Genomic DNA, 16665 nt, shown 5'->3' with positions numbered 1-16665 from the left:
TTCTTGCGATTATCTTTTCTGTTCTGGCTGCGGGCGATCGCCTCTTCTCCCCATCTGGCTCAGGGCTTAAACCCAATTCCACGGCTAAGATAGTAGCGCTTAATGAAGATGCCTAGCCTCTGCACCGTCAGGGTTTGAAGCGGGACGATCGCTTGGAAGTGCGATCGCAGTTCCGGCGTTAGCGGGTGCCAGTCGTCCCAAAGCAGCAGGGCGTCGCGGCCAGATAGATCGGTGCGAGCGGCCCAGATGTCGAACTGGTCGCGGCGATCGCTGAGGGCAAATACGTCGGGTTGGTTCAGCCCGTAGGCAAGAGCTGAGGCAGAACGGTAGTCAGTGGTGGCAAGGAAGGTGTTGGGACTGGGCGACTGGGCCTGAACGGCAGTGACGACCTGGGGCCAGCCAAACAGCATGCGGGTATCTGCATCGACAATGGCAGCCTCGCGGCTGAAGAGAGCGGAAATAGGTAAAACGCTGTAGTGAAACACAATCAGAGCGGCGAGCAGCAGGCCATAGCCTTGTCCTATCCAGAAGAGGCGACGCTGACGCAGCGGCGGCGCGATCGCGCTAGACTCTGGCTCGGATAAGAGCGCTGCAGGCATCAGGGGAAACAGCAGCGGGTAGGCCATGATGTTCCAGTAGTAGAGCGCGGTGGAAAAGAGGGCAATCAGGCTGAGGCTCACGGTGGGGACGGCAAAAATCCAAAGGGCAATCCAGCGGTAGAGCGATCGCTGGCCGGTTTTTGAGACACGGGTAACCTGAGACGGCGTGAGTACCTGCACCATCAGCCACGCGGTCACAGGCGACAGCAGCAAAATCGAAAATAGCCAGAAGCCCAGCGGTTCCAGCGGTTTGATCTGCCAGCCCGTCGCTGCTCCGGCATCGACGCTGCGAGTGGCGTAATACTGAAAAGACTGCCAGCCGTTTAATACGTTCCAAACCAGAACGGGTACGAAAGCGATCGCAGCCAGTCCTAGAGCTAGATACAAACGGCGATCGCGCAGTAGTTTTCTAAGTTTGGGATGGAAAGCGATCGCGGCTGCAATGCCAGCCAAGACAAACACCGCATTGTATTTACTCAGTCCGGCTAGTCCTAACAGCATTCCCGTGGCGTACAGGCGCCAACTTTCTCCCCGCCCGTTAGCTATGTAGCCATCAGCAAAGCGAACGAATTCATAGCCCGCCATCAGGGTAAAAGTGATCAGCAGATGGTCATGCCAGGCCAGCCCCAAAAAGACAAAGTACAAAGGGGAGGCCAGGACTAACGCTATGACCAAGCTAAAAGCGGCTTTGGCCTGCGGGCCGTAGAGATAGCGGCAGATACGATAATGGGTGAAAAAGAAGAGCAAATTGGTCAACAGGTTGGGCAAGCGTAGGACAAAGGGCGATCGCCCCAGCACGGCGGTGAACAAGCCCTGAATCCAAGCCTGTAGGGGCGGATGGTCGTAGTATGACCAGTCGAGATGCTGGCCCCAGAGCCAATAGTAGGCTTCGTCAGGATTGGGAAAAGCGCTGAGCCAAAAGATGAGCCGCAGCAGCCCAAACAGTCCCAGCAGCGGCAATATCTGCTTCAAAATCACGGACATCAACTGTGAGCCAAGCGATTTTAACCCTGCTGCGGCTTATGTCCCCCGATACTACCAATCAGGGCGTTGCCCGCAAGCCGAGCCGCTCAACGCTAATCTTCCTGGCCTAGCGCCCCAGGTGCGCCAATCAGCGTCCGCTTCGGCGAACAGGTAATGATCATGATTAGCAGCGTCAGAATGTAGGGAGCCGCATTAAACAGATAGTAATACGCATCGATCCCCACCGACTGAAAAGCCGGGCCAATCGCCTGAGCACCGCCAAACAGCAGCGCCGCCCAGAGACACTGAATCGGATTCCAGCGGGCAAAAATCACCAACGCCACCGCCATCAGGCCCTGACCGCTAGAGATTCGCTCCGTCCACACCCCCGGATAGTACAGCGACAGACAGGCTCCGCCAATGCCTGCTAAAAAGCTACCAGCGATAATGCTCAGCATTCGCACCTGAAAAATTGAGATGCCCATAGCCCTAGCCGCTTCTGGGCTATCCCCCACCGCTCGCACATAAAGTCCCCAGCGGGTAGCCCGAAAAAACCACTGCATCAAAGGGGCGATCGCTAGCCCCATCAAAAACAGAGGGCTGAGCTTCAGCGCCGACTGCACCGGCAGCGAACTGCTCCAACCGCCCACATCAAAGGTCATGAGCTGCGGTGCCTGAGGCTGAATAAAGGGTTTGCCCAAAAAGAACGCTAGACCGCTGCCAAAGATAATCATGGCAATGCCCACTGCCACATCGTTGACTCGCGGCTGCTGGGCCAGCCAGCCGTGAATCGCCCCCAGCACCATGCCAGAACATCCTGCTGCTAAGACGCCGAGCCAAGGAGCTAGCCCCGGCCCTACCATGTCCTGCGTTAGATAGGAAACGCCGTAGGCGCTCATTGCCCCCATCAACAGCGTCCCTTCCAGGCCCAAGTTGATCTTGCCGCTTTTCTCCGTCAGACACTCCCCCAAGCTGACGAATAAAAACGGGGCGCTACCTCGCAAAGTACCGGCCAAGATGCCCAGCGGTACGCCCCACCATCCCAATGCTTCAGCTGCCATCTGCCTACCTCTAAAGATTGACTTACTCCAGATTTACTGGCTACGCGCTGCCGCCCACAGGGGCTGCCGATCGCTCCTGAACCACCCGGTGCTGCTGGAAAAAGGGAATGCGGTTGTAGAGCGAATCGCTATACAAAACGCAGAGAAAGACGATGCCCTGGAAAACCAGCACCGTGGCGTCAGGCAAATTGTGCGATCGCTGCAAAATGCCGCCGCTAGCTAAAATTCCTCCCAGCAGCACCGCCACTAGAATCGTCGCCAACGGATTGTGCCGCGACACAAAGGCCACCAAAATTCCGGCATAGCCATAGTTAGAAACCAGCGACTCGTTCACTCGCTTCTGCACTGCTGCTACCTCCACCATGCCCGCCAAGCCCGCCGCCGAGCCGCCTAAAAAGCAGATTGCTAGGGTCAGCTTGCCTACGGGCAGCCCAGCAATCCGGGCCGCTCGGATATTGCCCCCTGCCGTACGAGCGGCAAAGCCAAAGGTGGTGCGCTGGATCAGCACATAGGCAATGACGCAGGCAATCAGGCCGTAGAGCAGGCCGAAGTGAATTCGCGTCGCGGGCAGGTTGCCCAGCCATAGGGCTTCTGCCAGCTCTGGCGAGGAGGGCTTGGTGACAAACTCCGGATCCCGCAGTGGCCCCTCAACTAAATGGTTCAAAATGGCGATCGCGATGTAGTTCATCAGCAAGCTGCTAATGGTTTCATTCACACCCCGGTAGTGTCGCAGCGCGCCCACGGCCATAATCCATAGCCCGCCGCCCACAATTCCGCCCAGGGCCATTCCCACCTGTACGGCAGGCGCAGGCAGCGCTGTTCCCAGGTTCAGCCCCACCAGCACCGCCGCCAAGCCGCCAATTACCAAGGCGCCCTCATTACCAATAATTACCAGCCCCAGCCGGGCTGGCAAGGCCGTACACAGCGCCGTTAGCATCAGCGGTGCTGCTCGAATCAGGGTATTTTGCCAAGCGCTCCAGCTACCAAAAGCGGCTTTGTAAATGGACTGATAGACACCAAACGGATTCGCACCGGCGATCGCACAAAAGATGCCAAAAATCACCATTGCGACCAGCAGCGCCGCGACTGGCAAACAGACAGTTTCCAAGGCCCGTCGCCAAGGTTGGTTAACTAACATAGGCTATGCAGAATTAGGCGGATAAACACTGCTGCCTGAGTAGACAGCAGTCTTGGAACTATGGCCGTCGGCTACTAGCTGCCAACTGTGCCGTCAACTCCTTCAATCAGGTAGTCCATTTTTTCCAGCTCGATATCCTGCTGCTTTAGCTCTTTTTCGGCTGGCACCACAACGCCGCCGACGTTATCCTGTAGCGGGCCGCGATAGATCACCAGTTCCCCTTTCATCAGGCTTTCCTTAGCGGTGTCGGCGTCTGTTTTAGCCTGCTCAGTCACAGCCGGGCCGTACTCAGATACCTTACAGAAGTTATCGGCCAGCCCACCCCGTAAAACATGGTCGATCTCTCCGGCCATCAGGGTTTCTCCGGCTAAAACCTGTTCACCCAGGCGGGTATAAATGCTAGACCAGTCCCATTCAGCGCCGGTCAGGTAGCCTTCAGGGGCAAGGCTAGACTGGTCAGCATGATAGCCCGTGCAGTAAATGCCCCGCTTCTCGGCGGTTTCCATCACCACCTTGGGACTGTCTACGTGGCAAGTCACTACGTCAATACCTTGATCGGCCATGCTGTTAGTAGCTTCGGCCTCTTTGACCGGCAGCGCCCAGTCTCCGGTAAAAATGACTTTGGTTGTAATGTCGGGATTGACGGACTTCGCCCCCAAGGTATAGCTGTTGATGTTGCGCAGTACCTGAGGAATCGGCTTGGCAGCGACAAAGCCCAGCTTGCCTGACTGGGACATGTGCCCGGCTATCACCCCGGCAACATATTCAGCTTCGTCAATGTAGCCAAAGTAGCTGCCGACGTTGTCTGGCATTCCCTCCTGGTACAGCCCCCCGGCATGAAAAAACTGCACTTCTGGAAACTGCTGGGCCATTTCTAGAATGTAGGGATCGAAATAGCCAAATGAGGTGGGAAACAGAACTTTAGCCCCGTCAATTTCAATCATGTTGCGCATGGTTTCTGCCACCGCCGTCGTCTCTGGCACATTGGCTTCTTCCACAATGCGAATGCCAGGCAGCTCGGCCATTGCCGCTGCCCCCTCGGCATGAGCCTGGTTATAACCAAAGTCGTCCTTAGGGCCGACATAGATGAAGCCAACAACCAGTTCTTCCCCATCGCCGCTGGCGCTCCCCCCACCGTTGCTGCAGCCTGTACCAAACTTGGCGGTGATACCAAAAGCCGTAGTTGCTAATAATCCTCGAACGACCTGACGTCGAGACAGTCGGAGCGAAGGTCTGTGTCGGTAAGTCATGCTGCACTAACTCTATAGGGACTAGTTCATAGGATTGAGAAAATCGTATCCCGAATTTGTATACTGCTTTGCTTTTTCTGCCTGCGGCTAGATTGTTTGGCAAAATTTAGCCGTTTAAGCTGAGGCGATCGCTCTGCAAAATCCCTTTTCGGCCCAAAAAAAAGCGATCGCACTAGGCGATCGCTTTAACCTGGTTCTAATAGTGCAGCAGCCCGAAGCGTTAGCCCGCTAAATACTCCCGGATATCGCGTTGCTGCTTACGCAACTTGCTCAAAGCCTCTCGCTCAATTTGGCGCACCCGTTCCCGGCTAATGCTCATCAAATCGCCAATTTTTGCCAAGGTCATGGCGTTGCCGTCCGTCAAGCCAAAACGCAAAGACAGCACTCGCTGCTGCTGCGGGGTTAAATCTGCCATCATCTTGTCAAGATCCAGCTTTAAGGAAGACTGGGTTGTATACTCCTCCGGCGTAATGCCAGTATCCTCCAGCAGCTCGCTCAGCTCGGTATCCTGGTTGTCGCCGATACGCAAATCCAGAGAGAGAGGCTGACGCGATTTATCTAAATACTCCCGTACCTGCTTAGGCGTTAAGTCCAGCTCTGCTGCTAGGTCATTGACCGACGGCGCTCGACCCAGCTTTTGGGTCATTTGCCGCTGAGCTTTCTTAATTTTGTTCAGCTTTTCGGTGATGTGAATGGGCAGGCGAATCGTGCGGCTTTTTTCCGCGATCGCCCGTGTGATGGCCTGACGAATCCACCAGTAGGCATAAGTTGAGAAACGATAGCCCTTAGTGGGATCAAACTTTTCAACCCCCCGCTGCATTCCGATCGTGCCTTCCTGAATCAAATCCAGCAAATCGATGTTGCGCTTGAGATACTTCTTCGCCACCGAAACGACCAGGCGCAAATTAGCTTCTACCATCCGGCGCTTAGCCAGATTGCCCTGCCGCACAATCTGCTGCAGCTCTGCTTTGGGCAGACTGACCGCCTCTGCCCACTCACTCAAGCTCGGCTCTCGCTCCAGGCTCTCAGCCATCTGCTCGCGCTGGCGCTCTAGCGCGCAGAGCTGCTGCACCTGCTTGCCCAAAACAATTTCTTCTTCGTGAGTCAGCATCGGCACTCGACCAATCTCTTTGAGATAGGCCCGAACAGAATCAGTTGTGGGTGTGGAAGATTTCATGAACGGCAACTAACCCAAAAAAACTATGAGGAGAAAAAACGCCGCTCAAATGCATGGACATTTGAACAGCGAATAGGAACGGTTGAATTTATTAACGCTCTTTGATTCGGACTGGAATAGCCTCAGACTGAACCTGCTCGGCTTCTTGGGCCTGCAGCCAGTAGGCAGCGGCTAGCACAGATACGGCGGTTGTAATAACAGAAATTTCTGTAAGCATCTTATGGTTAACCTTTAACAATCTATTTGTAAACTATTGTAACTATTATGAAGCTTTTTGTCTCTCTATCTCAAGATAAATATTGAAATAGTTTAGAGCTGAAAGCTTTTGTATTGACGCCATAGAGCCACTTTAATCGGAATTGCTGTGGTCACTGCGGCCAGATGAGATCAGCTTAACTGAGAACAAGTCTTTAGAATCTGTAACGAATATTAAGGCAGGCTTACCTTTCCGCGATCGCCTAGTCTGCCGCTAAGATAGGGAGCATTTATACCGGAGTAGACAGCGTGAGCGCAGCAAAGATCGGCATCATCGGTGGCAGCGGCCTTTATCAGATGGCCGCCTTACAGGATATTGAAGAAGTCCAAGTCGCAACCCCTTTCGGCCCGCCCTCAGACGCGCTCATTGTCGGTACCTTAGAAGGTGTTAGGGTAGCCTTCCTAGCCCGTCACGGTCGCCATCATCATTTGATGCCCTCAGAACTGCCGTTTCGAGCCAATATCCACGCCATGAAGCAGCTCGGTGTGGAATATTTAATCTCAGCTTCGGCGGTCGGTTCACTGCAGGCCACAGCTAAGCCCCTAGATATGGTGGTGCCCGATCAGTTTATCGATCGCACTAAAAACCGCGCCTCCACTTTTTTTGGCAGCGGCATCATTGCCCACATTGCCTTTGGTGAGCCGATCTGTCCGCAGCTTGCTCAGGTCCTAGCCGACGCCGTCACTAGCCTCGACCTCGACGGCGTAGATTTGCATCACGGCGGCACTTATGTCTGCATGGAAGGCCCAGCTTTTTCTACCAAAGCTGAATCGAATCTTTACCGCAGTTGGGGCGCGACGGTTGTGGGCATGACCAATCTGCCGGAGGCGAAGCTAGCGCGGGAAGCAGAGATAGCCTACGCAACCCTGGCAATGGTCACAGACTACGACTGCTGGCACCCCGATCACGACAGCGTTACGGTAGACATGGTGATCGGCAATCTGAAAAAAAATGCGGTCAACGGCCAGCGGGTGATTCAGGAAGTAGTAAAGCGGCTAGCCGCCAATCCGCCCGCTTCTGAGGCCCATTCAGCCCTGCAGTATGCCATCTTGACGCCCTTAGATCAGGCTCCGGCTGAGACTAAAGAAAAGCTCTATTTGCTGCTGAAAAAATATTTGTAGACAGCGCCCTGGGGGCTACTGGCGATTGACCGTCCGCGACAGCCACAGGGAGGAAACAATGCCGACAAAGTGGGCAATGCTGGTATTGGTATTGGCCTGCACAATTAGCAGATCAAACGAGGTGATAAAGCCACGCACCGCCGTTGGGCTGAGGATAACGCCGCCCTGAGTAGGCTGCTCAAAGGACTTAAAAATCAAGGCACCGACAATGGCCCCAGCGCCGAGCTGAGTCAGCAGCATCCCCGCTAGGCTCGCCATCAGCCCCACCTGAATGGCGCGGATTGCATCTTTGGGTTTGGGCCGTGCGTCTGGCCGACTCGATCGCAGCTTGCGGGCCAAGCGAGTGTAGCGAAAGGCCCAGTAAGCGCCAAAAAAGACAACGAATAGCCCTAAAGCGGCAAAAAATAGTCCCGCTCCCGTCCCTGGACTGGCCTGACTGTTTTCGCCCTGACGGAAGCTGAGTCCTGAGATGGCAAACAACAAGAGGAAGGCAGAAACGACCGAGAGCACCACCTGTGCCCAAAAGCTAATCCAGCCAACCAGGCGGAAGGCGCTGGCAATGCGTCGAACCGCTGGGGGAAGAGAATAGTCAAGTTCACCAGTCATGATGTCGTGATCCTCAAGCAGGGCTGTTGCTTGTGGCCCCTATTGTTATGCGCCTCTGATCTTAGACCGATTTGACGGATTTGACGGCACAATAGATGAAAGACTACACCCTTTGCGTCCTCATCCTGCCTTATCTATGACTTCACCGCTTGATCAGGGAAAAGATTTGCTCAACGATCTGATAACTCGCTATGGGTCGCAGGTGGATTATTTGGCAATTCGGTTGGAAGAGGCTGAGGGCACAGATATCTTGCTGCGAGGTGGCAAGGTAGAAACCCTGAGTGAGGGACTGTCTATTGGCGGGCAGGTGCGGGCTTGTTACAAAGGCGGCTGGGGCTTTGCTAGCTTCAATCAGCTTTCTGGCCTAGTAGAGCGCTTAGAAGAGGCGATCGCGGCGGCGCGGTTAGTGGGGGATGAAGAGACGCTGCTGGCTCCCATTGATCCTATTCAGGTTGTCCACCGCTTAAATCTGATCGGCTCCGATCCGCGTCAGATTCCCCTACGCCACAAAAAAGATCTCTGTAGCCACTACGCGGCGATTTTGCAGCAAATCGATGCTCAAGTCACCACCACTTCCGTCCGCTACAACGACAGCGCTCAGCGGATTCTGCTAGCCACTTCGGAAGGAACCCTGATTGAACAGAACTGGGTAGATATGGAAATGCGCTTTGCCGCTACGGCCCGCAATGGCGAAACGGTGCAGACCGGGCGAGAAACCACAGGCTCGCGCAAAGCCTATGAAGACCTAGAAAATTTAGACCAGCAGGTATTAGGAGCGGCAAAACGGGCTGTCGAAGCGCTAAAGCTCCCTCCAGTCAAAGGGAATACTTACTCAGTTGTGATCGATCCGATCCTGACGGGGCTATTTGTCCACGAGGCTTTCGGCCACCTGTCTGAAGCTGATATGGCCTATGAGAATCCCGATGTGTTAGAGGTGATGACGCTCGGACGGCGTTTCGGCCCCCCCAATCTGCAAATTTTTGACGGAGCGGCTCCAGAGGGGCACCGGGGCAGCTACGCCTTTGATGACGAGGGCACCCCGGCCACAACAACTCAGTTGATCAAAGACGGGGTACTGGTGGGTCGGCTGCACTCGCGGGAGACAGCAGGCAAGCTGGATGAAGCCCCCACAGGCAATGCTCGCTGCCTCAACTATCACTATCCGCCCCTAGTACGCATGACCAACACCTGGATTGAGCGTGGCAATACGCCGGTTCAAGACTTGTTCACCGGTATCAAAGAGGGCGTCTATGCCCGCAACTGGTTAGGCGGCATGACCAATGGAGAAATGTTTACCTTCACGGCGGGCGAAGCCTGGATGATTCGTGACGGCGCCATTGCTGAGCCGGTGCGGGACGTGACCCTCTCTGGCAATGTATTTCGGACGCTGGCAGAGATCGAGGCCATCGGTGATGACTTTTACTGGGACGAGTCCGGCGGCTGCGGCAAAGGCGGACAGGGGGGCTTGCCCGTAGGCTGCGGCGGGCCTAGTCTGCGGATTCGTAATGTGGTGGTAGGCGGTGCGGCCAGCTAGCTACTTTAAACAACGCCGACCTGAGCGCACATCGAGCTGAGCGGGCAGGTTGAACATTTGGGCCGACTGCCCTGACAGATATGCTTGCCAAACGGCACTAGCAGCCGGTTGATTTCGACCCAGTAGCGCTGTGGCAGCTTTTCTTCTAGCGCTTTCATTGTTTTTTCAGGGGTTTTGGTCTGCACATAGCCCCAGCGATTGGTGACGCGGTGGACGTGAATATCTACGCTGATGCAGGGATGGCCGAGCGCCACGCCCAGTGCTAGGTGAGTACATTTGGGGCCGACACCGTTGAAGCTGCTGAGAACTGCCGGATCGGCGGGTAGCTCGCCGTCGTAATCTGTCAAAATCTGCTGGGCGATCGCTTTAATCTGTTGTGCCTTGCGATCGGCAAAGGTGCTTTGCTGAATTAGCTGGGTGATAGCCGCAACGCTGAGCTGAGCGATCGCGGCGGGCGTTCTGGCCTGGGCAAATAACCGCTGTGCCACTGGAACGCTCACTTCATCATAGGTGCGAATAGAAATAATACAGGCGACTAGCTGTTCAAACAGGCTGTCATAGCCCTGATCGGCCAGTTCAAACATGGCAGCCTTGGGGTAGGGCTGAACTGCCTGACGCAGACGCTCAATAACTAAATCGATATCAAAAGGGGACAAAGTCGGCATGTAATCGCAATTCTGAGTTTCCGGCAGTCTTTTGTCGCAGGCGCTTGGGGTACTCGGTTTACAGATGGAGCTGAGCGAACAGGAATTCACAGACTGTTTTTTGATTGTAAACAGGTTTATCTGGCTGCAGGACTCCCGGCCTCGTCCTCAAACACCCAAAAGGCATAGGTAGCTGCTCACTGCTTACCTATGCCTTGTAAGTTGTCTGGATTGAATTAAGCTGGATTAGTTGCCGACTCTTAGAAGTACGGCATATACGCCGCAGTTGGGGGTTTGACAGTCTAACATGTCAATCTCATAGACAAATTCCCCCGGTCGGGTCACGTCAAAGTTGATGAAAGCTGTACGGCCAAAAGTGACATCGTTGGCGTTGATTTGCGGAAAGTACACGTCTAAATCAGCGGTATCGTCATCTCCCCCTACCAGCAGAATGTAGTTGCCTGTACTGGGAATATTGACGCTGATAGAACTTACCTCACCATCCTCTAGAAAGTCAGTATAGTAAGGAGCGCCGTCAAGGTTATCAAGCGAAAATCCTTCCTGCTGTAGCCGCTGACCCGCATTGTACCCAGCCTGATACATTGAAACTTCAGAAGCACTCTGAGCTAAAGTCACCGAGGCCGAACTGGTTAAAGCGATCGCTAAACCAGCCGTTACAGTGGCAGATCGACGCACAATAGCATTAGTAAACATAGTAAATTTGCTCCTTCATGTCAGGTTAAGCTACCCGGACAGCAAGAGACATTCCGGCAAAGCAGACCTATTTGAGCGCTAATTTACGTAATTTACATCTAGGTGTAGGAATGAAAAATGATGGCCCCAAGTTGTTGTTATTAACTCACACTGAAGACTTAAAATTTGATGGCTCGCGAGCGATCGCCCTCCTAACGCTGCCTCCATCCGGCTCTAATTTGGCTTTATTGATTGAGCTGCTTCGCTCAGCTAGCGATATTCAAATAGATCTTCGTCACGTAGATCGCCCTGATAGTATTCAGACTCCTCAATCGAAGCTCCAGGCACTACAGCCGTACCGCTGCTAGGCCGACTGCCCGTTGCTGAGGTTGCAGCAGGCAGCGACGAGTTATTATTGAGCGATCTTCCTGCTCTACTGCGGCTAGTCGTCGCTGCAGTGGTAGTTTCGGCCTGAGGAACATACCCGAGCAAAACGCTGGCTGGCTCTTCAAACAAGCGAACCCACTGATTAATACTAGGCTGTTGTTGCCACTGCGCCCTATTGACTCGCACCGCTAGGACTGGCATCTGCTGCCCGTTGCGTTCGGCAACGATGGTGACGCTTAAGTCTGTGACGCTATTATCAGCAAACGCTTCTGACACCATTGTTTGCGCCAGGGCTCTTGCCCGTGACTGCAGCGATCGCACCGAACTGGAAAAGTCACCGTTAATTACGGCTTGCAACGTGCGGACAACTGACAGTTCCTCGCCTGCTGGATCAGACATCAGACCGTCAGTTCTGACTTCAAAAAAGTCCTCTGGTTCTAGCCTTTGGGCCGCCGCTGGCTGCAGAGAGATAAAACCCACAGCGAATCCAAGCGGGCATAGCAGGGCAGTCAGAAAATATTTCATGATGGAAAAAGCTACAGGTTTTGGCAGACTGGAGGCGCGATGTGATGTGGAGCGCCTCCATATAACTTTGCGGTCAGTGCTTACGGAGTAATGTCAATAAAGACGGGCATTCCCCCTTCCTCTGGCGGATAAGCCGCAATCACCGAGATTTCAATTAGCCAGCCCTCTAGCACTAGTCCCTCAACCCCCAGCGTGGTGCGGGAAGGCTTCAGAGGTAGGTTATCCTCAGCCGGAGTGCCCTCAAAGAAATAGCGGGAATAGGCATCAAACCAGCCGCCCCAGTCAATCTCGCCCGTAGCCGGATCGGGGACGAGAAAGGCATTGACGTAAATAACATCTTCTTTCGTCAGTCCGGCGGCTACTAGAAGCTCGTCAATTCTCAAGAGCGTATTGAACGCCTGCGCCTCTAAACAGCTCACCTCGGCTGGCAAGGCTGTACCGCAGTACCGCGTCGGATCGCTCACTGGAAAGCTAGCATCTACAGTGGGCGGTACGGTACCGCTGCTGAAATACAAGGCGGTATCTGGTGGAGTCGCAACGCCGCTCGAAATAGACGAGAGCGGATTGCCGTAGATAGTGACGGCTGACGGCAGGGAGCTGTCTTCATCTTCAACGTCTTCGATTTCATCGATCTCATCGTCTTCTTCGTCGGCGATCGCAGGCGTTATCGCCCAGCCCAATCCCATTAGCGCAAGGCAGACGACCGCCGAAAATAGGCCGCCTTTTTGCCATGTCCAAGCAAATAGTCCAGACCGAAAAAAGCTTTGGTTAAAAGCAATCACAGATATTTACCTCAATGAATTAGCAATCGCGGTAGCCGTTAGGAACCGCATGTTTTCTTTGCAAGCTGGTCAAATCTCGGATGGACGCCGCCTGCCTTAGCGAAGCGATGCCCCTCACTGCCCTAGCGGCGGCGAGCAAATCTAGCCCCAAAAGCTTTAGCGAGCACTAAGCGAGCAGACTCAAACGCGCCTGCCTGCCAGCCAGTGAGATAGCTCAGGTGCTCACCACAAAGCCAAATGTCCCCTTCGGGCCGATTCAGTTCGCCGTAAAACTGCTCTCTAGTTTGAGTAGAGTAAGTGGCCCAGCCGCCTAGACTGTAAGGTGTTTGGTTCCAGTTGATAGTGGCCCCGCTGCCCTGCTGATAAAACCGCTTGTATTTACCAGGATGAACAACCTCTCCCTTATCTAAAGCAGTTCTAATTCGTTCGGCAGGAGACAAAGCGCCATAGTTATTGGAGGTGCTGCCAAAGTTGTAATAACCCACCAGAGCACCTGCTTTAGAAAGATAGTCGTGGGAAGGATACCAGATAGTATTGATGCCTAGCCCTTCATCCTGCCCTACGTCAGTTGAAGTAATGCCGCCTAAAATGTCTTCGTCTTCCCAAAAGCGGTTTTTATACATCAGGGCACATTTGCCCGTTTCGGCGTAGCTCACCCCGGCGATCGCGGCTAACTTGGCTGAGGAAAAGTCTGAGGGAATGCTTTCCAACACAGTCAGCGGAATCGTGCAGATACAGACATCAGCCGCAACCTGGCGGGTGCTGCCGTTCTGGCGGTAGACAATGCGGGCACCTTCGCCCCCAGAGCCTTTGCGAATTTCTTGCACGACCGCATTAAACGCAATTCTGCGGCCCACTTTGGCTTCTAGGGCTTTAGCAATCATGTCCATGCCGCCCACAGGCTCAAACATGAGCATTTGCTGGTCATAGCCATATTCAAAGGCTTCGTAACCGTCAAAATCGTAGTTGATTAGGTCGGCATATCCATAGGGCGGCAGAAACTCGCCCGCGCCCCCCACGCCCGCCCCTTCCGGCTCGGCGTCATACCCGCGGCGGCTGGAGCCAGCGTATTGAAAACTGGAATCTAAGGCCCCGTAAGTTCTCAGAAACGACTCCCAAGCCGCCTGATCTACCCCGGCGGGCGGACTAGAATCTTTGGCTAAAGCCTCAGCAATATAGCCGCGAATATCATTCTGAGCTTGGCGCGCCCGGATACGGGTGCCGTTGAGGCCGCCGCTTTTATTTTCGTTGTAATAGTACTGTTGAAAGTTGGCATTGGCAAAGACTTCAAGCTGAACCCCTAGCTCTTTGCAATAGTCAATGGTGATGTGATGCTGCGGGATTCGGGCCGGACCGGGGTTGAAATAGTCCTTTTGACCGCTGGCGCTGAGTTTGGCGGTTTGCCGAATGGTTGCCCCCTGAGACAGGCTGGAGTTATAGACGTTGACCTCTTCGTAGGTATCGCCATCTCGTATCGTCCAGCAGCGTCCGCCAGCGCGATCGCGAGCTTCCAAAATTGTGATGTTGTAGCCGCCTTTTTTCATCAGCTCATAGGCCACCGTCATTCCAGCTAAGCCAGCGCCCAAAATCACGACGCTTTTACCCTCACCTTCTTCTAAATCTTCTAGAGGCCCTTCGGGTACGTCATCTTCATCCCCTTCGCCGTCATTATCCACGGCCCTAGCCCGATTTCCCAGCAGTCCTAATAGCTTAGATGAGGCATACATAGAGCCTGCTGTCGCCGATGCACTAGCCAGAAAGTCTCTTCGCTTCACAACACTCCTCCCTGATTGAGAAATTTTGACTTAAGGAATTGAAAGCAATCCAAATCGCGCCAATATCTATCAAGATATCCGCGAAAGACAGTCACAAAAACCAGAGCTTTAGACGACTAAAGCTTTGATCAAAAATGCTTTGAATCTTATTTATAAGAGCGCACAGACTGACTAAATTTGATCAGCTAAGTATTTTCAAAAAACACTCTTTTCTGAAAAATGCGCCTTGATAAAGAGCAAATACCTCAGATTTTCAGGAGTAAAAAGGAAATTCTTCAGTAGAATACGGCGGCATTTTTTAGCATTTTGTCAAACAAAATACACTTTTCAAAGATTGTTACAATGATTCAAGCAAATTTTTAATTATGTTAAAAGGTGAGACTTAGCTACCGAAATGACTTGATTAATCATGGATATCTATAAATAGTTTTTGAAAAAATCATAAGAATGAATAGACTTAACTAAATATGTCTTGTTTCTAAATATTGAAAGCTAAATGTTTGCTCTTTAGACTTGAGCAGCGAAATTTTGTACCTTTTAATACACAAGTACGCTATCCCTTAATTGCAAGGCAAAACTACTTAAAAATTGAGAATTTTCAAGAAATTCTCAAGGTAAAAATTAGCACAGTCTTTTTCAAAGCTGTTCAGTTAATGACGCTGATTAATTCATCTAGCTAAATAACGGCTAAGAACTAATCGTGGCAGATATTAGGCCAGAACTAATACTTGGAAAAAACTTAAGATCTACCTTCGTAATTACGCCTTGACGGCAGCAAAAACGTGATTTTTTTAACCTAGATCCTGGACTACGTGCCTTTATTAGCCACAAGCGGGCAAAGCCTGCTATATGCTTGCCTTGCCCGCCTGTATAAAGTTTTCGCGTTTAGAGCAATGTTATCCAGCAGCGGATAGTGTGCCAGCCAACTCCTTTTACTGCACTAAGCTAGGCTTGATTGACTCTTCCAAAGACTCTTCTAGGAAGGGATAGTCAATATAGCCGTGTTCATCACCGCCATAAAAGGTAGAGCGATCATACTGGTTGAGCGGCGCGTCTAGCTTGAAGCGCTTAGGCAGGTCCGGGTTAGCGATAAACAGGCGTCCGTAAGCCACTAGGTCGGCAGTGCCCTCGGCTAAGACTTCGTTGCCACTGGTCTTGACATAGCCATCAGCCGCGATGATAGTGCCGTTGTAAACCTGGCGGAAGAAGCTAGAGCCAATTTCAAACTTGTCTTCACCCGGTCTGGGATCGATGATGTGCAGGTAGGCTAGATCAAAGCCGTTGAGCTGCTCGGCTAGGTAGCGATAGAGCGCCTCTGGATTAGAGTCAGACATATCATTGAAGCTGCCGCTGGGGGAGAGACGAATACCAACGCGATCGCTGCCCCAGACGCCAACAACGGCCTCTGTCACCTCCAACAGTAGCCGCGCTCGGTTTTCAATCGATCCGCCATAGCGATCGCTGCGCTGATTAGCCCCATCGCGCAAAAACTGGTCTAGCAGATAGCCATTGGCTGAGTGAATTTCTACCCCGTCAAAGCCAGCGGCTAGGGCATTTTTAGACCCTTGACGATACTGCTCTACGATGCCTGGAATCTCCTCAGTTTCTAAAGCGCGGGGCGTGACAAAGGGCTTCATGCCTTCATAGGTAGAAGCTTCGCCTTCCGGCTTGATAGCGCTGGGAGCTACCGGGAGTTCGCCATTGGGCTGTAGCGACGGATGGGAAATCCGGCCTACATGCCAGAGTTGCAGAAAAATGCGGCCACCGTGGCGGTGCACCGCCTCAGTCACCTTTTGCCAAGCAGCTACCTGCTCCTGGGAGTGGATGCCGGGCGTGTCGGGATAGCCCATGCCTTGGGGCGCTACCTGGGTAGCTTCAGAGATGATCAGGCCGGCAGAGGCCCGCTGTGAATAATAAATTTGGTGAACTGGCTGAGGGACGGTGCCGGTAGCTCGATTGCGGGTGAGGGGAGCCATGACGATGCGATTGGGCAGCGTATAGCGTCCGAGCTGAACAGGCGTGAATAGGTCAATTTGGGCAGTTGCAGTAGACATAGAAAGACTCCTAGAACTAGGCGAAACGCCTGTAGCGATCGCGTTTATTTCAATAGTTCAAAAATTATCGAACAATTGAAGCGTAACACCCTAGCTGTCA

At 53.1% G+C, this 16665-nt stretch carries 15 protein-coding genes; 2 read left to right on the top strand and 13 right to left on the bottom strand.

The window, feature by feature from the left end:
• Window positions 1-59: 59 nt before the first annotated feature.
• From QJQ48_RS03920 to QJQ48_RS03895, 6 genes are all read right to left on the bottom strand, one after another.
• Window positions 60-1583: an ArnT family glycosyltransferase gene (locus tag QJQ48_RS03920; RefSeq protein ID WP_346289891.1), complete on the bottom strand. Its 1524-nt coding sequence runs from the start codon at window positions 1581-1583 to the stop codon at window positions 60-62.
• A gap of 92 nt (window positions 1584-1675) precedes the next feature.
• Window positions 1676-2623, bottom strand: a complete 948-nt coding sequence (locus QJQ48_RS03915) for an ABC transporter permease (RefSeq protein ID WP_346289890.1) — start codon at window positions 2621-2623, stop codon at window positions 1676-1678.
• A gap of 40 nt (window positions 2624-2663) precedes the next feature.
• Window positions 2664-3761, bottom strand: a complete 1098-nt coding sequence (locus QJQ48_RS03910) for an ABC transporter permease (protein WP_346289889.1) — start codon at window positions 3759-3761, stop codon at window positions 2664-2666.
• 74 nt (window positions 3762-3835) lie between these two features.
• Window positions 3836-5011, bottom strand: coding sequence for a BMP family ABC transporter substrate-binding protein (locus tag QJQ48_RS03905; RefSeq protein WP_346289888.1), 1176 nt, complete (start codon window positions 5009-5011; stop codon window positions 3836-3838).
• A gap of 220 nt (window positions 5012-5231) precedes the next feature.
• The gene (locus tag QJQ48_RS03900; RefSeq protein ID WP_346289887.1) at window positions 5232-6188 is read right to left on the bottom strand and encodes an RNA polymerase sigma factor, RpoD/SigA family; all 957 of its coding nucleotides are present in this window, start codon (window positions 6186-6188) and stop codon (window positions 5232-5234) included.
• Between the two features lie 91 nt (window positions 6189-6279).
• Window positions 6280-6405, bottom strand: coding sequence for a hypothetical protein (locus QJQ48_RS03895; RefSeq protein ID WP_346289886.1), 126 nt, complete (start codon window positions 6403-6405; stop codon window positions 6280-6282).
• Window positions 6406-6692: 287 nt separating this feature from the next.
• Between QJQ48_RS03895 and QJQ48_RS03890 the strand changes: the two genes are divergently transcribed.
• On the top strand, window positions 6693-7565 hold the full coding sequence (locus tag QJQ48_RS03890; protein WP_346289885.1) for an S-methyl-5'-thioadenosine phosphorylase: 873 nt from the start codon (window positions 6693-6695) through the stop codon (window positions 7563-7565).
• A 15-nt stretch (window positions 7566-7580) separates the two neighbouring features.
• Here the strand turns inward: QJQ48_RS03890 and QJQ48_RS03885 are convergent, their stop codons facing one another.
• A complete protein-coding gene (locus QJQ48_RS03885; RefSeq protein WP_346289884.1) occupies window positions 7581-8171 on the bottom strand; it encodes a DUF3611 family protein in 591 nt (196 codons plus the stop codon).
• A 136-nt stretch (window positions 8172-8307) separates the two neighbouring features.
• Here QJQ48_RS03885 and QJQ48_RS03880 point away from each other — a divergent pair, with 136 nt between their 5' ends.
• Window positions 8308-9705 (top strand): TldD/PmbA family protein, encoded by a 1398-nt coding sequence (locus QJQ48_RS03880; RefSeq protein WP_346289883.1) that lies wholly within the window; start codon window positions 8308-8310, stop codon window positions 9703-9705.
• 5 nt (window positions 9706-9710) lie between these two features.
• Here the strand turns inward: QJQ48_RS03880 and QJQ48_RS03875 are convergent, their stop codons facing one another.
• The 6 genes from QJQ48_RS03875 to QJQ48_RS03850 form a co-directional block, all read right to left on the bottom strand.
• Complete coding sequence (locus QJQ48_RS03875; protein WP_346289882.1) at window positions 9711-10370, bottom strand: endonuclease III domain-containing protein; 660 nt, start codon at window positions 10368-10370, stop codon at window positions 9711-9713.
• A gap of 225 nt (window positions 10371-10595) precedes the next feature.
• Window positions 10596-11063 carry a hypothetical protein gene (locus tag QJQ48_RS03870; RefSeq protein ID WP_346289881.1) on the bottom strand — a complete coding sequence of 156 codons (468 nt, stop codon included), beginning with the start codon at window positions 11061-11063 and terminating at the stop codon, window positions 10596-10598.
• 249 nt (window positions 11064-11312) lie between these two features.
• Complete coding sequence (locus tag QJQ48_RS03865) at window positions 11313-11909, bottom strand: hypothetical protein (RefSeq protein WP_346289880.1); 597 nt, start codon at window positions 11907-11909, stop codon at window positions 11313-11315.
• 125 nt (window positions 11910-12034) lie between these two features.
• Window positions 12035-12736 (bottom strand): Rid family hydrolase, encoded by a 702-nt coding sequence (locus QJQ48_RS03860; RefSeq protein WP_346289879.1) that lies wholly within the window; start codon window positions 12734-12736, stop codon window positions 12035-12037.
• A 122-nt stretch (window positions 12737-12858) separates the two neighbouring features.
• The gene (locus tag QJQ48_RS03855; RefSeq protein WP_346289878.1) at window positions 12859-14463 is read right to left on the bottom strand and encodes a flavin monoamine oxidase family protein; all 1605 of its coding nucleotides are present in this window, start codon (window positions 14461-14463) and stop codon (window positions 12859-12861) included.
• A 980-nt stretch (window positions 14464-15443) separates the two neighbouring features.
• On the bottom strand, window positions 15444-16565 hold the full coding sequence (locus tag QJQ48_RS03850) for an alkene reductase (RefSeq protein ID WP_346289877.1): 1122 nt from the start codon (window positions 16563-16565) through the stop codon (window positions 15444-15446).
• Window positions 16566-16665: the final 100 nt, after the last annotated feature.

The sequence above is a fragment of the Sphaerothrix gracilis Ecp01 genome (genome assembly GCF_030405905.1).
Taxonomy (GTDB): domain Bacteria; phylum Cyanobacteriota; class Cyanobacteriia; order Phormidesmidales; family Phormidesmidaceae; genus Sphaerothrix; species Sphaerothrix gracilis.
Note: the sequence above shows the minus strand (reverse complement) of the source record. Positions and strands in the feature narration are given on the sequence as shown.